Here is a 19957-nt window from a genome sequence, read left to right as displayed (position 1 = left end):
CTGACGGCCGGTACTTCGCAGCCTGTGGACAACCGGCCGGTTATTCTGCGTCAGCCGCAGACCACCACCCCGAGGAGCGACCCGATGCCCGCCACCCCCAGCGCAGACCACACGCCGGCCAGGGGTGTCGCGCACGAACAGGTGACGAGCCGCCCCGCTTCGGCCACCCGGCTCTCGCTGTCGCACATCACCGCCCAGAACGAGACCAACCTGCTCGGCACCGTCCACGGCGGCGTGGTGATGACGCTGGTCGACTCGGTCGCAGGCGTCGTCGCGGCCCGGCACTCGGGCGGTCCGGCGGTGACCGCGTCGATGGACGAGATGGTCTTCCTGGTCCCGGTCAGGGTCGGCGACGTCGTGCATTTCACCGCGCAGGTGAACTGGACCGGCCGTAGCTCGATGGAGGTCGGCGTGCGGATCACCGCCGACCGCTGGGACTCGGTCAGCGCGCAGGTGCACGTCGCGACGGCGTACCTGGTGTTCGTGGCGGTCGACGAGGAAGGCAAGCCGCGCGCAGTACCGCAGGTGGTGCCGGAGACGGACGAGGATCACCGGCGGATGCGTGAGGCCGAGATCCGCCGGAGTCACCGGCTGGCCCGCCGGCAGGCGATCATCTCCTCCCGCGAGGGGACCGAATGAATCTGCTGGGCAGCGCCCGGCGGCACCCGTCCGCCATCTTGCTGGTCGTCCAGTTGCTCGGTGTGCTGGTCTACCCTGCGATGGAGGGCTCCCGCGGGGGCCGGGTCGCCTTCGAGATCCTCGGCATCGTCGTACTGGTACTCGCTGTGTTCTCGGTGCGGTCGACGCCAGGTCTCACCTGGGTCAGCGTCTGCCTGGGCATCCCCGCGGTCGCGATGTCGCTGGTGGACGCCTTCCATCCGACCGAGGCAATGGTGCCGATCTCCGGCGTGCTGCACGCGGCCTTCTACTTCTACGCCGCCTACAGCTTGCTCCGGTACATGCTGTCCGACCACGACGTGAGCACTGATGAACTCTATGCGACTGGTGCCACTTTCACCTTGGTCGCTTGGGGTTTCGCCTACCTGTTCGTCTTCGTCCAGGCGCTGCTCCCGGGCAGCTTCACCGCGGCGGTCAACCCGACGCACGACCGAAACTGGATGGAGCTGTTGTTCCTCAGCTTCACCACGCTGTCCAGCACCGGCCTGAGCGACATCGTGCCGATCACGTCCTGGGGACGCTCAGTGGTGATGATCGAGCAACTTGCCGGTCTCGGCTACGTCGCCATGGTCGTCTCCCGCCTGGTCGGCCTGACCGTCGCCAAGCGCGCGTAGGGCATCTCTGGCAATTCCCTGCGTGCTGCGCGGTACCAGCACCGCTAACGACTGCGCGAGATGTACGCCGCACGCATACCCAAGTCGGCGGGCAAGCGGTTACCTCGGCGTGTCGGGCGGCTGGCGCGAGGTTCTGTGTGCGTGGCGGTGCGGGCGTGCGGGCGTGCGGGCGTCTGCGATGGCGCCCGGTGGCATGCCCTCGTCGTGCTGGCGACCGGCGGGGGATGGGGGCTGTACCTCGTCAAGCTCCGGCTGTCCGGCGCAACCAGGATCAGCGGTCTGCTCTATCTGGTGCCACCGACGACGATGGTCTTCGCGTTCTTGATGTTCGGCGAGACCATCGGCGCCCTCGCGGCAGGTGGGATGGTGGTCTGCGCGCTTGCCGTGCTGCTGATCACGGCTCGCCAAGGCGGCGGGAACGCCAGGATCTCGTTACGCTGCGACAATGGCGGAACCACGGTGGCTGGATGACCAAGAGCAGCGGGCCTGGCGAGCGTTCATCGCGGCCCAGCGGGTGGTGAACAGCCGGATCGAGCAGCAGTTGCAGCGCGACGCGGGGATGCCACACACGTACTTCGAGATCCTGGTCCGGCTCTCGGAATCGCCGGACGGCCGGCTGCGGATGAGTGAGCTGGCCCTGGCCACACTCGGCTCGCGCAGCCGCCTGTCGCATGCGGTGAACCGGCTGGAAGGGGTCGGCTGGGTTCGTCGCGAAGGTGTCGAAGCGGATCGCCGCGGACAGGTCGCGATCATCACCGACGATGGCCGCGAAAAACTCAGAGAGACAGCGCCCGGCCATGTCGAGACTGTTCGGCAGGCCGTCTTCGACGCGCTCACCAGCGAGCAGGTCGACCAATTGCTGGGCATCTGCGCAAGCTTGGCGCGGCACTCCGGTGGCACGTACGACAGCGATATCTGGGAAGGAAAGCCCTCCGGTACCTCGGCCTAGCCAAGACGTCGGCAAGAATGGCCGCGATGAAGACCATCGGAAGCCGGGTAGTGGCAGCAGCAGTCGCAGCACTCCTCCTAAATGCATGCAGCGACTCCGGCACGCCTACCGCAGGTCCGAGCACGGTCCCATCGTCGTCGGTCCCCGTCACCACTCAGAAGCCGCCAACCACGCCGACCCAGACCCCGGCTCAAACACCGACGCCGACGCCGACCCCGACCGTCGCCGGCTGCGTGGATCAGAAGCTGCAGCAGCTGACCCCACGGGAGCAGGCAGCACAGCTGATCATGACCGGCATCAGCACCAACGGCATGAACTCGGCAGAGCGATCCATCGCCCGCGCCCAGAAGCCAGGCGGCCTCCTGCTCATGGGTCCAGGCGGCAGCGCCTCCCACACCCGTACTGCGATGGCCGCCGCCACCACGGCGGCCACGGTGAAGGGCATCAGCCCCTTCATCGCCGCAGACCAGGAAGGCGGCAAGATCCAGCGCCTCAAGGGCTCCGGCTTCGACCGCATCCCGTCAGCGACAGTGCAGGCCACCTGGTCCGACGACAAGCTCGCCACCCGCGCCAAGACGTGGGGCGCCCAGCTCAAGCAGGCAGGCGTCAACATGGACCTCGCGCCGGTCGCGGACGTAGTACCGGCGTCTCTTGGGGATGACAATGCGCCTATCGGAGCGCTGGACCGTGGCTACGGCGACACGCCCGGCGAGGTCGGCCCGCATGTCGTCGCGTTCATCAAAGGGATGCACGAGGCCGAGGTGATGACCTCGGTCAAGCACTTCCCGGGCCTGGGCCGGGTCAAGGGCAACACTGACTTCTCCTCCGGCGTGGTGGACACGGTGACCACCCGCAACGACGACGACCTCGCGCCGTTCGCCGCCGGAATCCAGGCAGGCTCCGACCTGGTGATGATCTCCACCGTCACCTACACCAAGATCGACCCCAAGAACCGCGCGGTGTTCTCGCCCACCATCATCGGCGGCATGCTGCGCGGCGACCTCGGGTTCGGCGGTGTCGTGATCACTGACGACGTCGGTGCGGCGGCAGAGGTCGCGTCGGTGCCGGCCGGCCAGCGGGCGACCCGGTTCGTTGCAGCAGGTGGTGACATCGTGATCACCGCCAAGGCCTCGCTCACCTCGACGATGGTCACCGCCCTGGTCGCCAAAGCCCAGCAGGACAAGGCTTTCGCGGCGCAGCTCCAGAGCAGCGTCCGCCGGGTACTCACCCTCAAGCAGAACCGCGGCCTGTTGAGCTGCGGATGAGCACACCCGAGCAGGAGCCCGACTACCGGTTCAGTCTCGCCAACGAGCGGACCTATCTGGCCTACTTGCGGACCTCGCTGGCCTGCTACGCGGGCGGGCTGTCCGCAGTACAGTTCCTGGACCTCGGCCCCGACCGTTGGCCCGCACGGATCATCGGCGTCGTCCTCGTGACCGCGGGGATCGTCACCACCGCCGGCGCCTTCCGCCGCTGGCAGGCGAACCAAATCGCCATGCGAACGGGTGGACCACTGCCCGTGACGAGGCTTCCTTTGGTGCTGGGAGCAACCATCGCCGTCGTCGGCCTGATCGGCCTCATCTTCAGTCTGTGGCGATGAGTTCAGACCGCGATCCAGGCCTCCAGCCCGAGCGCACGCTGCTCGCCTGGCGCCGTACGTCGCTCGGCCTGGTCGCCAACGGCGGCCTCCTGCTCGCGTCCGGCCACGGTACGTCGGACGTCCGGCTCGGCCTCGGCGTCGTCGTCATCGTGCTGGCCCTGTCCTGCTGGGCCGCCGTCAGCGCCGTCTACCGCCGGGGCATCAAACCCGCCGCCCTCGGCTCCCAGCGGGTCCTGCGTCTGGCGGCCGGGCTGGTGCTCGTCGTTGGCGCTTTCGACCTCTACGCGGTGGTGACACGCTGAAGTTTTCCGATCACTTTCCGGATATGCTGAGTCAACGTGTTCATCATCTCGCGGTACCTTGAGCAGGCGGATGCTCCGTCAGCGGTCCGTTGCCCCTAGCATGTTCACGGTTTGTCCCTCGTTCACCCGGAGCTTGAAGTGCCGTTACGTCTGCGTCCGAACGACCCGACGTTCTACGACCTTTTCACCGAGTCAGCCAACCACCTGGTCGACGGAGCCAGAATCCTCGCCGAACTGCTGGGCAGTACGGCGGGCACAGGACTGTCGGCGAGTCATCAGATCGCCGTCCAGATGAAGGATGCCGAGCACGCCGCGGACGAGACCACCCACTCGATCATCCGGCGGGTGAACTCGACGTTCGTAACGCCGTTCGACCGCGAGGACATCTATCGGCTGGCCTCCGACCTCGACGACGTGATGGATTACATGGAAGAGGCGGTCGACAACGTCCACCTCTTCGGCCTCACCAGCCTGCCGGCCGAGGTGGCCGAGCAGATCGAGGTGCTGCAGCGGATGGCGACACTGACCGCCGAGGCGATGCCCCGGCTGCGCACGATGAAGGACCTCGCGGAGTACTGGATCGAGATCAACCGGCTGGAGAACACCGGTGACGCGGTCCACCGGCGGATCATCGCGAAGCTGTTCAGCGGCGAGTTCGACGCGCTGACGGTGATGAAGGTGAAGACCGTGGTCGACCTGCTGGAGGCCGCCATCGACGCCTTCGAGCACGTCGCGAACTCGGTCGAACAGATCGCTGTCAAGGAGAGCTGAGCGTGGAGCTCGCGCTCGTCATCGCGGTCATCGTCATCGCGCTCGCCTTCGACTACACCAACGGTTTCCACGACGCCGCGAACGCGATCGCGACGTCGGTCTCGACCCGGGCCCTGACGCCCCGGGTGGCGCTGGTGCTGGCGGCGGTGATGAACTTCCTCGGCGCCTTCCTGGGCACCGAGGTGGCCAGCACCGTCGGCAAGGGCATAATCAACGTGCCGACCGGTGAGCACGGCCTGGTGGTCGTGATCGCGGCCCTGGTCGGCGCTATCACCTGGAACCTGATCACCTGGTACTTCGGCCTGCCGTCGTCGTCCTCGCATGCCTTGATCGGCGGCCTGGTCGGCGCCGGGCTGGCCTCCACCAGCGTGGTGCTGTGGGGCGGGATCCTCGACAAGGTCGTCATCCCGATGATTCTGTCGCCGGCCATCGGCTTCCTCGGGGCGTTCCTGGTGATGACCGCGATCCTGTGGATCTTCCGGCGCAGCAACCCGGGCAAGACCACCCGCGGTTTCCGGATGGTGCAGGCGCTCTCGGCGGCCGCGATGGCGCTCGGACACGGTCTGCAGGACGCCCAGAAGACGATGGGCGTGATCTTCCTGGCGCTGCTCACGGCCGGGCACGTCGACAAGGGTGACGGCATCCCGACCTGGGTGAAGATCTCGGCCGCGACCGCGATCTCGCTGGGTACGTACGCCGGTGGCTGGCGGATCATGCGGACCCTGGGCCGCCGGATCATCCACCTCGACCCGGCTCGCGGCTTCGCCTCCGAGGCGGTCGCGGCGACCGTGCTGTACGTGATGGCGATCGGCCTGCACGCGCCGGTCTCGACCACGCACACGATCACCTCGGCAGTGATGGGTGCGGGCGCCACCAAACGGCTCTCAGCGGTCCGCTGGGGCGTCGCGAAGACCATCGTGACGGCCTGGGTACTGACCATCCCAGCAGCCGGCCTCGTCGCCGCCGGCGTCTACGCCGTCGCCCACCTGATCCTCGAGTAGGCAGACGCAGGCGAGCGGGCCTCCCGAGTAGGCGCACGTAGGCGAGGGGCCCTCTCGAGGAGGCCGGCCGTAGGCGAGTGGGCTGTCAGCGGTTCCAGCGGCGTACGGAGCGGGCGACGTCCTTCGGGCGGAGTGAGGCGACCGAGCTCTCCCAGTTGTTGTAGAGGGAGTCGCCGAGCAGGGTGAGGCTCAGGAACGCCTGCGGCCGGACCGCCATCACCCAGGTCGCGGCGGCAGCGTGTCCCTGCTGATAGAGCAGCCGGTCGGCCGTCGCCTCTATCCGCGCCTTGTCGCCGTCGGGCGCCATGTTGATGGTGGCCCACGCCTTCACGATCGCCGAGTCCTTGGCGGTCATCTGGGCCAGGAAGGCCAGCGGCCCGCGCCAAGAGCCGCGGCGGCCCACGCCGTCGAGGCTGTCCAGCGGGAACCAGCCGTTCTGGCAGCGCCGCCCGTTCACCGCCGACTCGATCTCCCGAGCCTGCTCCGGGCGCAGATTCTGCGTCGCCCAGTACAGGAAGTAGACCCCGACGTCCGGGATCTCCTCGGCCACATTGTCCGGGATGCTCAGCCGCCCCGGTTCGAAGAGATGCAGCTCTTCGTCTTGTCCGTACAAAATTGTCATTCCCCCGCCCAGCCCGATGACCGCAAGCTGAGCGTCCGGGGCGGGAACGTGATCAGCCTGCCGTCGAGAGGGACCCCCCAGGTCCTGCTTCGACATCCAAAGGCTCTTGGTACCCCCGGCTGGCCCCTCGGTCAACCCTTCGTCCGGAATGCGATTACCGCAGGGTTTGTGAAAAACCTACTTGCGCCGGCGCGCGGCCCGTTCGCGAAGCTCCTCGGCGTCGAGCCGGTCGGCCTCCTCGGGCGTCGGCGCGGCCCCGCCGTACGACGCCGGCAACCACCAGGCGCCGGCCGGCTTGTCCGCAGAGGCGTTGATGGTCCGCTCGAGCATCCCGGCCATCGTGGTCCGCAGCCGGGCGGTGGCCTCGGTGGCGTCCTCGTCCGGGCTGACCGGCATCGGCTCGCCGACCGTGATGGAGACCCGCTGGTGCCGGGAGAAGTCGCGCGGATGGTCCTTGGTCATCATCCGCTGGGTGCCCCAAAGGACCATCGGGATCACCGGTACGCCGGCCTCGGCCGCCATCCGGACCGCGCCCGACTTGAACTCCTTCAGCTCGAACGACCGGCTGATCGTCGCTTCGGGGAAGACACCGACGATCTCGCCCTCGCCGAGACAGCGGATCGCCTCCCGGTACGACCCGGCGCCCGCGCCGCGATCCACCGGGATGTGGTGCATGCCGCGCATCAGCGGACCGGAGTACCGGTTGCGGAACAGCACCTCCTTGGCCATGAACCGGACCAGCCGCTTGCTCGGCTGGGCGCCGAACCCGCCGATCACGAAGTCCACGTAGCTGATGTGGTTCAGCGCCAGCACGGCCCCACCCGTGCGCGGGATGTGCTCCGTCCCGACCATCGTGAACCCGAGGTCGAGCACCTTGAAGGCGGTCTTGGCGAAGCCGATCACCGGCGGGTACAGGATGTCGCGCATGACCTGACGCTACCGGGTCCGGCCACGCCACACCGTCCGGCGTTGTGACACTGGCCGCTGGAGCTGGGCGGGCCACACGGATCCAGTACGCAGTACGCAATCGTTGGCTAGAGTGACCGCGACAAGTTGATACCGCGGGAGCTCGCGCTGTAGCGGGCTGAGAGGGCGGCTGGGTGAAACCGGCGCCGCCGACCGCCGAACCTGTCCGGGTAATTCCGGCGTAGGGAGCAGCATCGTGACAACTATCGACAACCCTGTCCGCCCCACTGTGACCACCGGCCCGATCTCTGGGTCGGAAAAGGTCTACACCGGCGATCTGAGAGTCCCACTCCGGCGGGTGAACCTCACCAACGGGGAGCACTTCGACCTCTACGACACGTCGGGGCCGTACACCGACGTCAACGCGGAGATCGACGTCCAGACGGGCCTCCCCCCGGTACGCCGGGACTGGGTCGCCGGGCGTGAGCCGCTGACCCAGCTGGCGCATGCGCGGGCGGGCACGATCACCGAGGAGATGCGCTACATCGCGATCCGCGAGAGCGTCGATCCGGAGTTCGTCCGGGCCGAGGTGGCCCGGGGCCGGGCGGTGATCCCGGTCAACCACAACCATCCCGAGTCCGAGCCGATGATCATCGGGAAGAAGTTCCTGGTGAAGGTGAACGCCAACATCGGCAACTCCGCCGTCTCCAGCTCGGTGGAGGAGGAGGTGGAGAAGCTCGTCTGGGCGGCCCGGTGGGGCGCCGACACGGTGATGGACCTGTCCACCGGCAAGAACATTCACGAGACCCGCGAGTGGATCCTGCGGAACTCGCCGGTGCCGATCGGGACCGTGCCGCTCTACCAGGCACTGGAGAAGGTGAAGGGTGACCCGACCGAGCTGACCTGGGAGATCTACCGCGACACGGTGATCGAGCAGTGTGAGCAGGGCGTCGACTACATGACCGTGCACGCCGGCGTACTGCTGCGCTACGTGCCGCTGACTGCCAGGCGGATCACCGGCATCGTCTCGCGCGGTGGCTCGATCATGGCCGCGTGGTGCCTCGCCCATCACCAGGAATCCTTCCTGTACACGCATTTCGCCGAGCTGTGCGAGATCCTGCGCCAGTACGACGTGACGTTCTCGCTCGGTGACGGGCTTCGTCCGGGTTGCATCGCGGACGCCAACGACGCGGCCCAGTTCGCCGAGCTGCGGACGCTGGGCGAGCTGACCAAGATCGCCTGGGAGCACGACGTCCAGGTGATGATCGAAGGGCCCGGACACGTTCCGATGCACAAGATCGCGGAGAACGTCCGGCTCGAGGAGGAGCTCTGCGGCGAGGCGCCGTTCTACACATTGGGGCCGTTGGCAACCGATGTCGCGCCGGCGTACGACCACATCACCAGTGCGATCGGTGCGGCCCAGATCGGCTGGCTCGGTACGGCGATGCTCTGCTACGTCACGCCGAAGGAGCACCTCGGCCTGCCGGATCGCGACGACGTGAAGACCGGCGTGATCACCTACAAGATCGCCGCCCACGCGGCCGATCTGGCCAAGGGACACGCGCACGCGCAGGACTGGGACGACGCGTTGTCGAGGGCCCGCTTCGAGTTCCGCTGGGAGGACCAGTTCAACCTCTCGCTGGATCCCGACACGGCCCGGTCGTACCACGACGAGACGCTGCCGGCCGAGCCGGCCAAGACGGCGCACTTCTGCTCGATGTGCGGGCCGAAGTTCTGCTCGATGCGGATCACCGCCGACATCCGCAAGTACGCCGAGGAGCACGGCCTGGACTCCGCCGAGGCGATCGAGGCGGGCTTCGCCGAGATGTCGGAGACCTTCAAGGCCAAGGACTCCAAGCTCTACCTGCCACTGGCCGACTGACGACCGGCCGCTGAGCGCCTGTCCGGAGTACCGGGGTCCCAAACCTCCCGGTACTCCGGATGCAGGAGCATCATGGGCGGATGGAGGACGACGAGCAGGAGCTACGCGACCTGCTGCACCAGTACGACGAGGCGGGTGGGCTCGAACACCCGCCCTTCTACAACCATCGCAAGACCCGGGCGGCGTTCAACGCGCTGGTCGACCGGCTGGACGCCGACTTCGCGACCAGTTGCCGGGCCGATCGCGACGTCCAGGACGCCAGCCTGCACGGCCGGATCGAGATCCCGGTCGAAGCTCTGCACGCTCGGACCCCACCCCACCACCCCGGTCAGGCAGGGGGAGCGGCGCAGATCGTCGTGTCGGTCAGCAACTTCGGCTCGATGGCGGTGATCTCGGCCGAGAATCCCGGTGCCTACCTCGATCTGACCGAGGCACTGGCCGACGACGCCATCACCGGCCCGGATCTGAAGACCGTCCGCCGGGCGCTCGACGAACTCGGCTACCGGGTCATCCCGGAGGAGCTGCTCACCCGCCCGTACGACGGGATCAGCGAGCTGGGTTATCCGCCGGACCGTCAGCCGGACTGGTGGATCCGGTTCTTCGACTATCTCTGACAGCCCGGGACGGGCCTGGGATGCCGTTGCCCGGCAAGAAATCGAGACCGGGCGGTCCGCCGCCGAAACCGGCCGCGGGAGCCCGGAAACATCCTGACTCCGTGTGAGGATTGCGGTGAGTCGGGATGCGCGAAGGCCCGGATACAGCGGAGAATTGGTGGATCGGTGGCCAACGGGGCGATCACGGTGAGTGATTGGGCGAACCGGTTCAGGTTTTTCCCTTCACTCTGCGTGAATAAGACTGTAGCCTTAATCTGCGTTGGGAAGGAGGTGCAGGTGCGGTGGTCTTCGTTCTCACGGTAGATCAGCGAGGCAGCCGAAGCATGGGCGATCTCGTACCCGAGCTGCTGAATACGCTCAATCGCCGGCCACGACGGATCGGTCTGCTGCGCAAGTTCGAGCGCACGGCGGGCGACGAGGTCCAGGGCGTGCTCTCGGAGGCACGCGCCACCGTCGACGTGATCGTCCAGCTGCTCCGCGCGGACACCTGGTACGTCGGTCTCGGCGTCGGCGAGGTCGACCAGCCGCTGCCGCGCAGTACCAGGGCAGGCAGCGGGGCCGCGTTCGTTTTGGCGCGTGAGGCGGTCAACCGGGCCAAGGCCAGTCCCCATCACGTGAACGTCGTCGGCACCAACGAGCACGCCGCCGAGCAAGCAGAGAGCGTCCTGTGGCTCATGGCCTCGGTACTGCGTCGCCGCAGCGACCGCGGCTGGGCAGTGGCCGACCTGCTGGCCGAAGGGCTGACCCGGCGGGAGATCGGCGTGAAGCTGGGGATCAGCCAGTCCGCTGTGACCCAGCGGGCGCAAGCGGCCGGGTTCGCGGAGGAACAGCGTGGACGGGTGCTTGCGGCCGAGTTGCTCGAGGCTGGGGAGGCTGCATGACGGCGGTGGTTCTGGCGCTGACCGCGCTCGGCCTGCTGCTCGCCATACTGGCATGGGTGCCTAGGTCTGGCTCCACGCTGGAGATCGTGATCAGTGGCGTGATGCTGGCGTGTCTGGTTGCCGTCGGCATCCTGCTGCTGGCGGGAGACGGCGTACAGGGCTGGCGGGAGGCCTGGTGGAACCTGCTCCTGCTGGCGTCCGGCAGCCTCGCAGTGGCCGGTGGAGGCCCGCTGACGACGTCAGTGCTGGCACTGGTCGACCGCGGCAACACCAGGTCCCAGTCGACCCAGCAGGCCGGTGAGGTACTGCGAGGCGGTGCGCTGATCGGTGCGCTGGAGCGCGGCGCCATCTACGGCTCGATCGTGGCGGGCTGGCCCGAGGGCGTGGCGATCGTGCTGGCCATCAAGGGCCTGGCGCGCTACCCCGAGCTGAGGAGCCCGGACCAGCCGGCGTCGGTGACGCCCACGGCGGTAGCGGAGCGATTCATCATCGGCACCTTCACCAGCGTGCTCTGGTCCGTCACCTGCGCCGGCCTGACCCTGTCGCACTAGCTAGCCCCCACGTCCTCCGTTCATTCGCCCCCTTTTCACCCGTCGCAGCCTCTCGCCTGAGGTGATCGACACCAAACGGGTGAAAAGGGGGCGAATGAACGGAGAGGGCTAGACCTTGATGACGTAGGTGGACATCACCTTGTCGTGCCAGGTCTGCTTCTGGTCGTCCCACAACGGCCAGAGCGAGTTGAGCAGGCAGGCCTGGTCGAAGATCCCGCGCAGGAAGTCGCGGAGGAACGCCTTGCCCGGGCCGATCACCTGGAAGGACCGGGAGTCCACCAGCTTGATGCCGAGCACGCTCTTGCCGATGCTCTGACCGGTGTTGCCCTGCCGGACTACCCGGTTCCAGATCCACAGGCCGATGCTGGCCAGGATGCCCACCACCATCACGATGACGGCCCACGCCTGCGGCTGGTCGTCGGGGTACCGGTTGCCTTCGCGGACGGCGATGTGGCCGAGGAAGACCCCATAGCCGACGATGGCCGGTACGCCGCAGACCAGGCCGTCCAGGACGGCGGCACCGACGCGTGAGCCCCAGCCGGCCAGTTCAGCGCCGCCGGGAGTGCCGTAGCCGTAGCCCTGTCCGTACGGGTTCTGACCGTAGGGCCCGGGCTGCTGTCCATAACCGGGTTGCCCGTAGCCAGGTTGCCCGTAGCCGGGCTGCTGCCCGTACTGCGGTTGTCCGTACTGGGGTTGCCTGTACTGCGGCTGGCCAGGTTGGCCGGGCTGCCCGTACTGGCCAGGTTGCCCGTACTGCGGCGGCTGCCCGTACTGCGGCTGCCCAGGGCCGGGCTGAGCCGGCGGTTGGGTCGGGTGGTCCTGAGGGCGGTCCTCGGGGCCGTGGGGAGGGGTGGTCACGGTATTCCTTTCTCGGCGCTCCAGATCAGAGCTTGATCACCAGGTCGGAAACGACCTTGTCGTGCCAGGTCTGCTGCTTTGCGTCCCACAGCGGCCAGAGCAGGTTCAGGAAGCAGAGGTTGTTGAAGATGTTCGCGCAGATCTCCCGGCCGAGCGTCCTGCCCACGCCGATGGTCTGCCCGGTCCGTGCGGACACGATCTTCAGCCCGGTGACCTGCTTGCCGATCGACTGACCCGATCTGCCCTGCTTGATGACCCGGTTCCAGATCGCGACCAGCAGGCTGAGCAGGCCGCCCAGCACCATCGAGGTGGCCGCGGCCGGGGTGAGTTGCCTGCTGTCGCCGTTCACGGCCACCGCCACGATGACGCCAATGACGGCCGGTGGCAGCTGTACCAGCGAGTCGATCACGGAGGCGCCCACCCGGACCGGCCAGCCCGCCAGTTGCCCGGGTGGCGCGTAGCCGTAGCCGCCCTGCAGATGCGAGCCGCCTGGCGTGTAGACCGGCGGGCCTGGCGCGTACTGGCTGTTGCTGTGGTCGCCGGGCTGCCCCGGCGGGTACTGGCCTGGCTGGCCCGGGTACTGCGGGCCGCTGGGAGGAGTGCTCACGGGATTCCTTTCAGGGCGTTCCGGATCCGTGGGCAGGAGTATTCCGGACGCGGCAGACGCCGTGGCCCGCACAGGCCACGGCGTCCGCAGGCGTGCAGCGTCAGACCTTGACGACCAGCGTGTTGTTGATCTTGTCCGCGAAGGTCTGCTTCTTGTCGTCCCACAGCGGCCACAGGTAGCCGACGTAGCAGGCAGCGCCGTCGAGGATGTGGGTGAGCTGGCGGACTAACGCCTTGAGCGGTCCGATCGGCTGCCCGGTCACGCCGTCGACGAGCTTGATCTTGACCACGCCCTTGCCGATGGTCTGACCCGTCTGGCCCTGCTTGATGACGATGTTCCAGATCGCCACACCGATGGCCACCAGGGTGAACGGCAGCGCGACGATGCTGGTGGTCGCCTCTCCGAGCCAGATGCCGATCAGGTACGGCACTGCGATGAGCAGGCCGTCGATGAGCGTGCCACCAACGCGGAGCGGCCACTCGGCCAGATTGCCCTGCGGAGCGGCGCCGTAGCCGTAGGGCTGCTGCCCATACTGCTGCGGGTATCCCGGCTGCTGCCCGTACTGCGGCTGCCCAGGCTGGCCGTACTGCCCCGGCTGTCCAGGCTGGCCGTACTGCCCCGGCTGGCCCGGCTGCCCGTACTGCGCCGGCGGCTGGCCGTAGCCCGGCTGCTGCCCGTACTGCGGCTGCTGCGGCTGGCCATAGCCCGGCTGCTGACCAGGCTGGCCGTACTGCCCGGGCTGCTCCGGCTCCTGACCGTACTGACCGGGCTGGCCGCACTGGCCTGGCTGCGGCTGACCCGGCTGGTTCTGATCTTGCGGGCCATAACCCGGCGGTGGCGTCGGAGTGCTCACGACATCCTTTCTACTGACAAATGGAGGGGTGGCTTGCAGGCTAATGCTCGGACGGATCAACCAGCCCGGGGGATCCCATCAAGTTGCCTGCGGCAGGAGTTACCTTGGTAGGCGTGACCATGACCCAGCAAGCAGTGGTGCTCCGCCCGAGCGGACCGGTCGAGCCGCTGGACCGGCGAGTGCTCGGACTGGCAGCCGTCGGCGTGGGCGGGTTCGCCCTGGCCGCGATCTACCAACTGTCCGGTTCACGCCACCTTGGCATCCCGTGCCTGCTGCACGCCACCACTGGCCTGAACTGTCCATTCTGTGGAGCAACCCGGATGGCCGCGGCCTTGCTCCAGGGCGATCTGAACGCCGCCTGGCACTTCAACCCCGTCGTCCTCGTGCTCGGCCCGCTGATCGGTGTTGCCGTCGGCTACCAATTCCTTGCCTGGGCACTCGAACGGGTCCGGCTGATCAAGCTACCCAGGCTTCGGCCCAGCCCGCGCGCCGTCGACTGGGCGATCAAGGCGCTGGCCGTACTCCTGCTCGTCTACGGCGTCGCCCGCAACCTGAACTGACAGGCGACGCCGTACGAGGTACTAGCGCCCGACGGCGCCCGACGCGTAGCCGATGATGCCGATCGCGAGGGCGACGATGCCACCGATCCAGGCGACCTTGGCGAGAGTGTCCGGCCGGCCCTGCTCGCGGAACTTGCTCTGGGCGACGAAGCCCAGGACGATCGCGGCCGGCGAGCAGCAGAACCAGCAGACGATACCGATGATCGCCAGCGTCTGCGGGGTGTTGCTCTGCGGTGCCCCGCCGCCGTACCCGTACGCACCCTGCTGGCCCGGGTAGCCGCCGGGCTGGCCCGGATATCCACCTGGCTGCTGGCCGTACCCAGGCTGCTGCCCGTAGCCCGGCTGTTGTCCGTAGCCCGGCTGTTGTCCGTACTGACCAGGCTGGCCAGGCTGCTGCCCGTACTGGCCCGGCTGCTGCCCGTACCCCGGCTGCTGGCCGTACCCGGGCTGACCGGGCTGCTGGCCGTACGGGTCGGGCTGGCCGGGCTGGCCGTACTGCCCTGGTTGTTGCCCATAGCCCCCAGGCTGACCAGGCTGGCCGGGCTGCTGGAACGGATCCGGCTGCTGCCCGTAGTCACCCGGGCTGCCCGGGGTGTCCTCGGGCCGGTTTGGGTCGTTCGGGTCGTCGCCGGGAGGCGTCGGAGTGCTCACCACGGTCCCTTCTGAGAACGTTGAGAAGGCACAGAGACTACTACGCCCGCCCGTCCACGCCCGAAGCCCTTCACAGGAAGGGATCCAGGGCGCGGCGGTGCGGGCGCGGCGTACTGCGGAGGATCGGCTCAGCCGAAGCGGCCGGTGATGTAGTCCTCGGTGGCCTTCTCGTTGGGGTTGGAGAAGATCTGCTTGGTCGGGCCCATCTCGATCAGCCGGCCCGGCTTGCCGGTCGCGGCCAGGTTGAAGAAGGCGGTCTGGTCGGAGACCCGGGCCGCCTGCTGCATGTTGTGGGTCACGATGACGACGGTGAACTTGTCCTTCAGCTTCTCGATCAGGTCCTCGATCGCGAGCGTCGAGATCGGGTCGAGGGCCGAGCACGGCTCGTCCATCAAGATCACCTCGGGCTCGACCGCGATCGCCCGGGCGATGCACAGCCGCTGCTGCTGACCGCCGGACAGACCCGAGCCGGGCTTCTCGAGGCGATCCTTGACCTCGTTCCAGAGGTTCGCGCCCTTGAGCGACGCCTCGACCACCTCGGTGAGCTTCTTCTTGTCCTTGACTCCGTTCAGCTTCAGCCCGGACGCGACGTTGTCGAAGATCGACATGGTCGGGAACGGGTTCGGCCGCTGGAACACCATGCCGACCACGCGGCGGACGGCCACCGGGTCGATGCCGCTGGCGTACAGATCCTGCTGGTCCAGCATCACCTTGCCCTCGACCCGGGCGCCGGGGATCACCTCGTGCATCCGGTTCAGGGTGCGCAGGTAGGTGGACTTGCCGCAGCCGGACGGGCCGATGAACGCCGTGACCGAGCGGGGCTCGATCGTCATCGACACGTCCTCGACGGCCTTGAAGTCGCCGTAGTAGACGTTGAGGCCGCTGACCTCGATGCGCTTTGCCATATCGACTCAGAACCTCTCGACTATTTGGACTTGATGGTGCTGAAGCGCGCGATCACGCGGGCCAGCAGGTTGAGCAGGAGGACCAGCAGGATCAGCGTCAGAGCGGCGGCCCAGACCCGATCCGCGGCGGGCTGCAGGGCGAGCTCGGTGCGGTCCTGGTTGATCATCGTCGGCAATGCGCCCATGAATCCCTCGAAGGGGTTCAGGTTGATGTTCTTGGAGTAGCCGACCAGGATCAGCAGCGGCGCGGTCTCACCCATCACCCGGGCCAGGCCGAGCATGACGCCGGTGATGATGCCGCCGAACGCGGTCGGCACGACCACCTTCAGGATCGTCTTCCACTTCGGCACCCCGAGCGCGTACGACGCTTCGCGCAGCTCGTCCGGTACCAGTTTCAGCATCTCCTCGGTGGAGCGCAGGACGACCGGCAGCATCAGCAGTACCAGTGACAGCGACACCGCGAACCCGACCCGGTTGAACCCGAACACGGTGATCCAGACCGCGTAGATGAACAGCGCGGCGACGATCGAGGGGACACCGGTGAGGATGTCGATCATGAAGCTGACCACCTTGGCGGCCTTGGTGCCCTTGCCGTACTCGACCAGGTAGATCGCGCCGAGGATGGCGATCGGGACCGCGATCGCGGCGCAGATCAGCGCCATGATCAGCGTGCCCATGATCGCGTGGTACGCGCCGCCGCCGACCCGGCGTACGGTCACGCCGCGCTGCGACTGGGACCACCAGTTCGGGTCCAGCAGCAGGTGGTAGCCCTTGCTGATCACGGTCCACAGGATCCACAGCAGCGGAACGAGAGCGACCAGGAAGCACAGGACGATGAGCACGGTGGCCAGGGTGTTCTTGAACGCCCGGGCGCCGGACTTGCCGGTCAGATCGAGAGTCTTACCGTCGTACGCCGGCTTGTTCGCGGCGAGGGTCGTCATCGACGTCCTCGCTTCGCTCCGGGCGCCGATGACGAAAGTGTGCTGTGCTTATTGGTTCGCTCGCTGCGCTCGCTCACGTGGCGGCTCCTTCGGTCTGAGCGGGGTTGGTGCCGGCCCGGCGGTTGCGGCGCGGGCGCCTGTTGCCGGGGCCGCTGCGCGCGACGATCAGGCGGGCGGCGGAGTTGACCAGGAAGGTCACCACGAACAGGACCAGACCGGCCGCGATGTAGGCGCCGGTCTTCTCCGGGGAGTCGAACTCCGCGGCGTTGTTGGCGATCTTCGACGCGAACGTCTCGCCGCCGGCGAAGATCGAGGAGTCCCACGGGTCGTTGCCGTTCGGCACCGACAAGATGATCAGTACGGCGACGGTCTCACCGAGCGCGCGGCCGAGGCCGAGCATCGAGGCGCTGACCACACCGGAGCGGCCGTACGGCAAGACGGCCATCCGGATCATCTCCCAGCGGGTCGCGCCGAGGGCGAGCGCGCCCTCGCGATGCGTGATCGGCGTCTGCGCGAAGATCTCCCGGCTGATCGCGGTGACCACCGGCAAGATCATGATCGCCAGCACGACGGAGGCGGTGAAGACGACGCCGAGGTTGTCGGTGGCCGGCTTCTCGAACAGCGGCAGCCAGCCGAGCGCCGAGCTCAGGCCGTCGATCACCGGGCGCAGGATCGGGGCGAAGAAGATGATCGCCCACAGGCCGTAGATGATCGAAGGGACAGCGGCGAGCAGGTCGATCGCGTGCGAGACCGGCGCGGCCAGCCGCTTGGGCGAGTAGTAGGTGGTGAACAACGCGACGCCGACCGCGATCGGGACCGCGATCACCATCGCGATGATCGAGCTGACCAGCGTCGTGTAGAACAGCGCCGCGATGCCGAACCTCGGCGTCTCACCGCCGGGCTCCCAGATCCGCGAGAACAGGAAGCTGCTGTTGTTGTCGGCCAGCGCGGGAATCGCCAGCGCGAGCAGGAAGATGCCGACGAAGGCGACGATCGCGACCACCAGCCCGCCGGATCCACGGGCGAGGCCGGCGAACAGCCGGTCGCCGAGATGCCCGACCGGGCCTAGGTCGAGTTTCGGCCCGGTACTGCGGTCGGTCGGCCGGTCGGGCGGGGCCGTGCCGTCTGTACTACTCATCGATGCTGCTCCAAGCGCCTGGTCGATGCGGGGTGGCAAGCTGGCGGGCCGAAGCCCCGGCCGTCCGTGTTCGCGGAACGACCGGGGCTCGCATCACGCCGTACTGCGATGTTTCGTGCGGGTCAGCTGATCGCCTGGATGGCGGCGTCGACCTTGGTCCGGGTCTCCTCCGGAAGCGGCGCGTACTTCAGGTCGGCCAGCGACGACTGGCCGTCGGCGCTGGCGAAGTACGTCAGGAAGCTCTTCACCAGAGCGGTCTTCTCGGCCGGCAGGCCCTTGCTGCAGGCGATCTCGTACGTGACCAGGATGATCGGGTAGGCGCCCGGCGCCTTGGTCGCGTAGTCGAGCTTCAGGGCCAGGTCGCTACCGGTACCGGCCGGCTTCGCGGCGGCCAGCGCCTTGCCTGCGGACTCGGCGGACAGCTCGACCGGGCCGGCGCCCGTGTCGACCTGGGCAACGCCCAGCTTGTTGTCGACGGCGTAGCTCCACTCGACGTAGGTGATCGAGTTCTTGGTGCTCTTCACGCCTTCGGCGACACCGGCGGACTTCTCCTTGCCGGCGCCCGTGCCGGTCCACTTCTTGGCCGGCTTACCGGTCCACGCACCGCCACCGGCCGCTTCGAGGTACTTGGTGAAGTTCTCGGTGGTACCGGACTCGTCCGAGCGGAAGAAGACCGCGATCGGGGCCGTCGGCAGCTTGGCGCCCGGGTTCAGCTTGACGATCGCCGGGTCGTTCCAGGTCTTGATGGTGCCCTGGAAGATCTTCGCGGCGGTCGCGCCGTCGACGACCAGCTTGTCCAGACCGTCCACGTTGTAGGCGATCGCGACCGGGCCGATGACCATCGGCAGGTTCAGCGCCGGGCTGCCCTGGCAGCGCTTGGCCGCCGCGGCGGCCTCGGCCTCGCCACCGTCCTTGGACTCGGTCTTCAGCGCCGAGTCGGAACCCGCGAAGTCGACCTGGCTCGCGTTGAACTGCTTGATGCCCGCACCGGAACCGGTCGGGTTGTAGTTCACCGTGACGTCGGTGCACTTCTCGTTGTACTTGGAGATGACTTCTTCGATGGCGTTCTTCTGCGCCGAGGAACCCTCGGCGTTCAGGGTGCCCTTCGGGCAGTCGCCGCCGGAGGACGAGCTGGTGCTGCCGGGGTTCGCGGACGACTCCGGGTCGGAGCCACAGGCGCTCAGAGCGAGGACGCCGAGGGATGCCACGGCGACGGTGCCGACGCGGAGCAGGCGATTGACGGACACGAGAGTGTTGCCCTTCTGCGGGAATCAAGACTTCTTGAACTTCCACAGACGGTAGGGAGAGCAAGTGACCGGGTGGTCCGCCCCGGATGAACGAGCGGTGAACGGTTTCGGTAGCCCTCGCGACGCCCGGCGTGCCGTCAGGAGGCCAACAGGTGAACTGAGTGAGGAACCGTGACCCAGGGTGACTAAAACACCCGTTGGGTCACGGTCCGGTAGCGACTCAGCGGACAGCGAGTGGAAAGACCTTGCTGACTGTTGCCACGATCGGCAGACCGTTGTAGGTCATCGCCGGCACCGTGATCCGCCAGTTCCGGGTGGTCCCGCTGCCGGCCGCCTTGAAGCTCGCGGTGCCCTTGCCGTTGGTCAGCGGGATGTACATCGAATGGCGCCAGACCGAGCCGTCGAAGTACTGCAGGGCACCCCTGCCACCGGCACGTGGCCAGCAAGCTAGCGCACGCAGTACGACCCACGTAAGAACCCTTGCACCTAGTTGCAAACCTCAACGCACAGTGAGTTTGAAGGCCCGGCTGCCGTTGCCGAGCCTGTTGGGAAATGGGTCTGGGGTTCGCGTTGTGTGCCGACCGACAGGAAGTAGTGCCGGTTCTGGGGCCGGCCGCGGCCTGCGTGAGCGTGGCGCGCGGCCGAACGGTCGACTACTTCCTGTCGGTCGGTACACAATCGGCCGCTGCCGAGCCAATTCGCAACAGGCTCTGCCACGATCGGCTTGCCGTAGTACGACATCTTCGGCACTGCCACCCGCCAGTACCGCGTGGTGCCGCGTCCCGCTGCCTTGAAGCTGAAGGTGCCCTTGCCCTTGGTGAGCGGG

General features: G+C 67.6%; 26 protein-coding genes. 14 read left to right on the top strand and 12 right to left on the bottom strand.

The window, feature by feature from the left end:
* Positions 1-84 precede the first annotated feature (84 nt).
* From A3ES_RS0115525 to A3ES_RS0115485, 9 genes are all read left to right on the top strand, one after another.
* Positions 85-639, top strand: a complete 555-nt coding sequence (locus tag A3ES_RS0115525) for an acyl-CoA thioesterase (RefSeq protein WP_020387754.1) — start codon at positions 85-87, stop codon at positions 637-639.
* Entirely contained in the window at positions 636-1292 is a 657-nt protein-coding gene (locus A3ES_RS0115520) for a potassium channel family protein (RefSeq protein WP_020387753.1), read from the top strand. Before A3ES_RS0115525 ends, A3ES_RS0115520 begins: the two co-directional genes overlap by 4 nt.
* A 141-nt stretch (positions 1293-1433) precedes the next feature.
* Positions 1434-1763, top strand: coding sequence for an EamA family transporter (locus tag A3ES_RS0115515; protein ID WP_020387752.1), 330 nt, complete (start codon positions 1434-1436; stop codon positions 1761-1763).
* Positions 1738-2241: a MarR family winged helix-turn-helix transcriptional regulator gene (locus tag A3ES_RS0115510; protein WP_020387751.1), complete on the top strand. Its 504-nt coding sequence runs from the start codon at positions 1738-1740 to the stop codon at positions 2239-2241. The genes A3ES_RS0115515 and A3ES_RS0115510 overlap by 26 nt, the downstream gene beginning before the upstream one ends.
* A gap of 26 nt (positions 2242-2267) precedes the next feature.
* On the top strand, positions 2268-3506 hold the full coding sequence (locus A3ES_RS0115505) for a glycoside hydrolase family 3 N-terminal domain-containing protein (RefSeq protein ID WP_237744967.1): 1239 nt from the start codon (positions 2268-2270) through the stop codon (positions 3504-3506).
* Positions 3503-3841, top strand: a complete 339-nt coding sequence (locus A3ES_RS0115500; RefSeq protein WP_020387749.1) for a YidH family protein — start codon at positions 3503-3505, stop codon at positions 3839-3841. The genes A3ES_RS0115505 and A3ES_RS0115500 overlap by 4 nt, the downstream gene beginning before the upstream one ends.
* Positions 3838-4143, top strand: coding sequence for a DUF202 domain-containing protein (locus tag A3ES_RS0115495; RefSeq protein WP_040454791.1), 306 nt, complete (start codon positions 3838-3840; stop codon positions 4141-4143). Before A3ES_RS0115500 ends, A3ES_RS0115495 begins: the two co-directional genes overlap by 4 nt.
* Before the next feature lie 138 nt (positions 4144-4281).
* Positions 4282-4914: a DUF47 domain-containing protein gene (locus A3ES_RS0115490; protein WP_020387747.1), complete on the top strand. Its 633-nt coding sequence runs from the start codon at positions 4282-4284 to the stop codon at positions 4912-4914.
* 2 nt (positions 4915-4916) lie between these two features.
* A complete protein-coding gene (locus A3ES_RS0115485; RefSeq protein ID WP_020387746.1) occupies positions 4917-5915 on the top strand; it encodes an inorganic phosphate transporter in 999 nt (332 codons plus the stop codon).
* Positions 5916-6000: 85 nt separating this feature from the next.
* On the opposite strand, the gene A3ES_RS0115480 is transcribed toward A3ES_RS0115485, so the two are convergent.
* Together A3ES_RS0115480 and A3ES_RS0115475 are read right to left on the bottom strand one after the other, a co-directional pair.
* Complete coding sequence (locus A3ES_RS0115480; RefSeq protein WP_237744966.1) at positions 6001-6537, bottom strand: hypothetical protein; 537 nt, start codon at positions 6535-6537, stop codon at positions 6001-6003.
* A 177-nt stretch (positions 6538-6714) separates the two neighbouring features.
* Positions 6715-7464: a lysophospholipid acyltransferase family protein gene (locus A3ES_RS0115475; protein WP_020387744.1), complete on the bottom strand. Its 750-nt coding sequence runs from the start codon at positions 7462-7464 to the stop codon at positions 6715-6717.
* Between the two features lie 268 nt (positions 7465-7732).
* On the opposite strand from A3ES_RS0115475, the gene thiC reads away from it, so the two are divergent.
* The 4 genes from thiC (at position 7733) to A3ES_RS0115455 (ending at position 11371) form a co-directional block, all read left to right on the top strand.
* Positions 7733-9325: a phosphomethylpyrimidine synthase ThiC gene (gene thiC, locus A3ES_RS0115470; RefSeq protein ID WP_020387743.1), complete on the top strand. Its 1593-nt coding sequence runs from the start codon at positions 7733-7735 to the stop codon at positions 9323-9325.
* Positions 9326-9405: 80 nt separating this feature from the next.
* Positions 9406-9939, top strand: a complete 534-nt coding sequence (locus A3ES_RS0115465; RefSeq protein ID WP_020387742.1) for a hypothetical protein — start codon at positions 9406-9408, stop codon at positions 9937-9939.
* Positions 9940-10262: 323 nt separating this feature from the next.
* Positions 10263-10820, top strand: a complete 558-nt coding sequence (locus tag A3ES_RS0115460; protein WP_051084728.1) for a transposase — start codon at positions 10263-10265, stop codon at positions 10818-10820.
* Complete coding sequence (locus A3ES_RS0115455) at positions 10817-11371, top strand: hypothetical protein (protein ID WP_020387740.1); 555 nt, start codon at positions 10817-10819, stop codon at positions 11369-11371. Before A3ES_RS0115460 ends, A3ES_RS0115455 begins: the two co-directional genes overlap by 4 nt.
* 108 nt (positions 11372-11479) lie before the next feature.
* On the opposite strand, the gene A3ES_RS0115450 is transcribed toward A3ES_RS0115455, so the two are convergent.
* From A3ES_RS0115450 to A3ES_RS47295, 3 genes are all read right to left on the bottom strand, one after another.
* Positions 11480-12229: an RDD family protein gene (locus A3ES_RS0115450; protein WP_020387739.1), complete on the bottom strand. Its 750-nt coding sequence runs from the start codon at positions 12227-12229 to the stop codon at positions 11480-11482.
* A gap of 25 nt (positions 12230-12254) precedes the next feature.
* Complete coding sequence (locus tag A3ES_RS0115445; protein ID WP_020387738.1) at positions 12255-12836, bottom strand: RDD family protein; 582 nt, start codon at positions 12834-12836, stop codon at positions 12255-12257.
* Positions 12837-12936: 100 nt separating this feature from the next.
* A complete protein-coding gene (locus A3ES_RS47295) occupies positions 12937-13689 on the bottom strand; it encodes an RDD family protein (protein ID WP_020387737.1) in 753 nt (250 codons plus the stop codon).
* Between the two features lie 119 nt (positions 13690-13808).
* On the opposite strand from A3ES_RS47295, the gene A3ES_RS0115435 reads away from it, so the two are divergent.
* The gene (locus A3ES_RS0115435; protein WP_020387736.1) at positions 13809-14249 is read left to right on the top strand and encodes a DUF2752 domain-containing protein; all 441 of its coding nucleotides are present in this window, start codon (positions 13809-13811) and stop codon (positions 14247-14249) included.
* A 21-nt stretch (positions 14250-14270) separates the two neighbouring features.
* On the opposite strand, the gene A3ES_RS47290 is transcribed toward A3ES_RS0115435, so the two are convergent.
* The 7 genes from A3ES_RS47290 to A3ES_RS56050 form a co-directional block, all read right to left on the bottom strand.
* Complete coding sequence (locus A3ES_RS47290; RefSeq protein WP_020387735.1) at positions 14271-14900, bottom strand: DUF4190 domain-containing protein; 630 nt, start codon at positions 14898-14900, stop codon at positions 14271-14273.
* Between the two features lie 128 nt (positions 14901-15028).
* A complete protein-coding gene (gene pstB / locus A3ES_RS0115425; RefSeq protein WP_020387734.1) occupies positions 15029-15805 on the bottom strand; it encodes a phosphate ABC transporter ATP-binding protein PstB in 777 nt (258 codons plus the stop codon).
* A 20-nt stretch (positions 15806-15825) separates the two neighbouring features.
* The gene (gene pstA, locus A3ES_RS0115420; RefSeq protein WP_020387733.1) at positions 15826-16746 is read right to left on the bottom strand and encodes a phosphate ABC transporter permease PstA; all 921 of its coding nucleotides are present in this window, start codon (positions 16744-16746) and stop codon (positions 15826-15828) included.
* Between the two features lie 73 nt (positions 16747-16819).
* On the bottom strand, positions 16820-17884 hold the full coding sequence (pstC, locus tag A3ES_RS47285) for a phosphate ABC transporter permease subunit PstC (RefSeq protein ID WP_020387732.1): 1065 nt from the start codon (positions 17882-17884) through the stop codon (positions 16820-16822).
* Positions 17885-18006: 122 nt separating this feature from the next.
* Positions 18007-19131, bottom strand: coding sequence for a phosphate ABC transporter substrate-binding protein PstS (gene pstS, locus A3ES_RS0115410; protein ID WP_020387731.1), 1125 nt, complete (start codon positions 19129-19131; stop codon positions 18007-18009).
* 220 nt (positions 19132-19351) lie between these two features.
* The gene (locus tag A3ES_RS54030) at positions 19352-19510 is read right to left on the bottom strand and encodes a hypothetical protein (RefSeq protein ID WP_020387730.1); all 159 of its coding nucleotides are present in this window, start codon (positions 19508-19510) and stop codon (positions 19352-19354) included.
* Between the two features lie 107 nt (positions 19511-19617).
* A partial coding sequence (locus A3ES_RS56050; protein ID WP_040454773.1) for a hypothetical protein occupies positions 19618-19957 on the bottom strand: 340 nt, incomplete at its 5' end.

Origin of the sequence: Kribbella catacumbae DSM 19601 (assembly GCF_000372465.1) — a bacterium.
Lineage (GTDB): Bacteria > Actinomycetota > Actinomycetes > Propionibacteriales > Kribbellaceae > Kribbella > Kribbella catacumbae.
The sequence above is the reverse complement of the archived record's forward strand: the minus strand, read 5'-3'. Positions and strand labels throughout refer to the sequence as shown.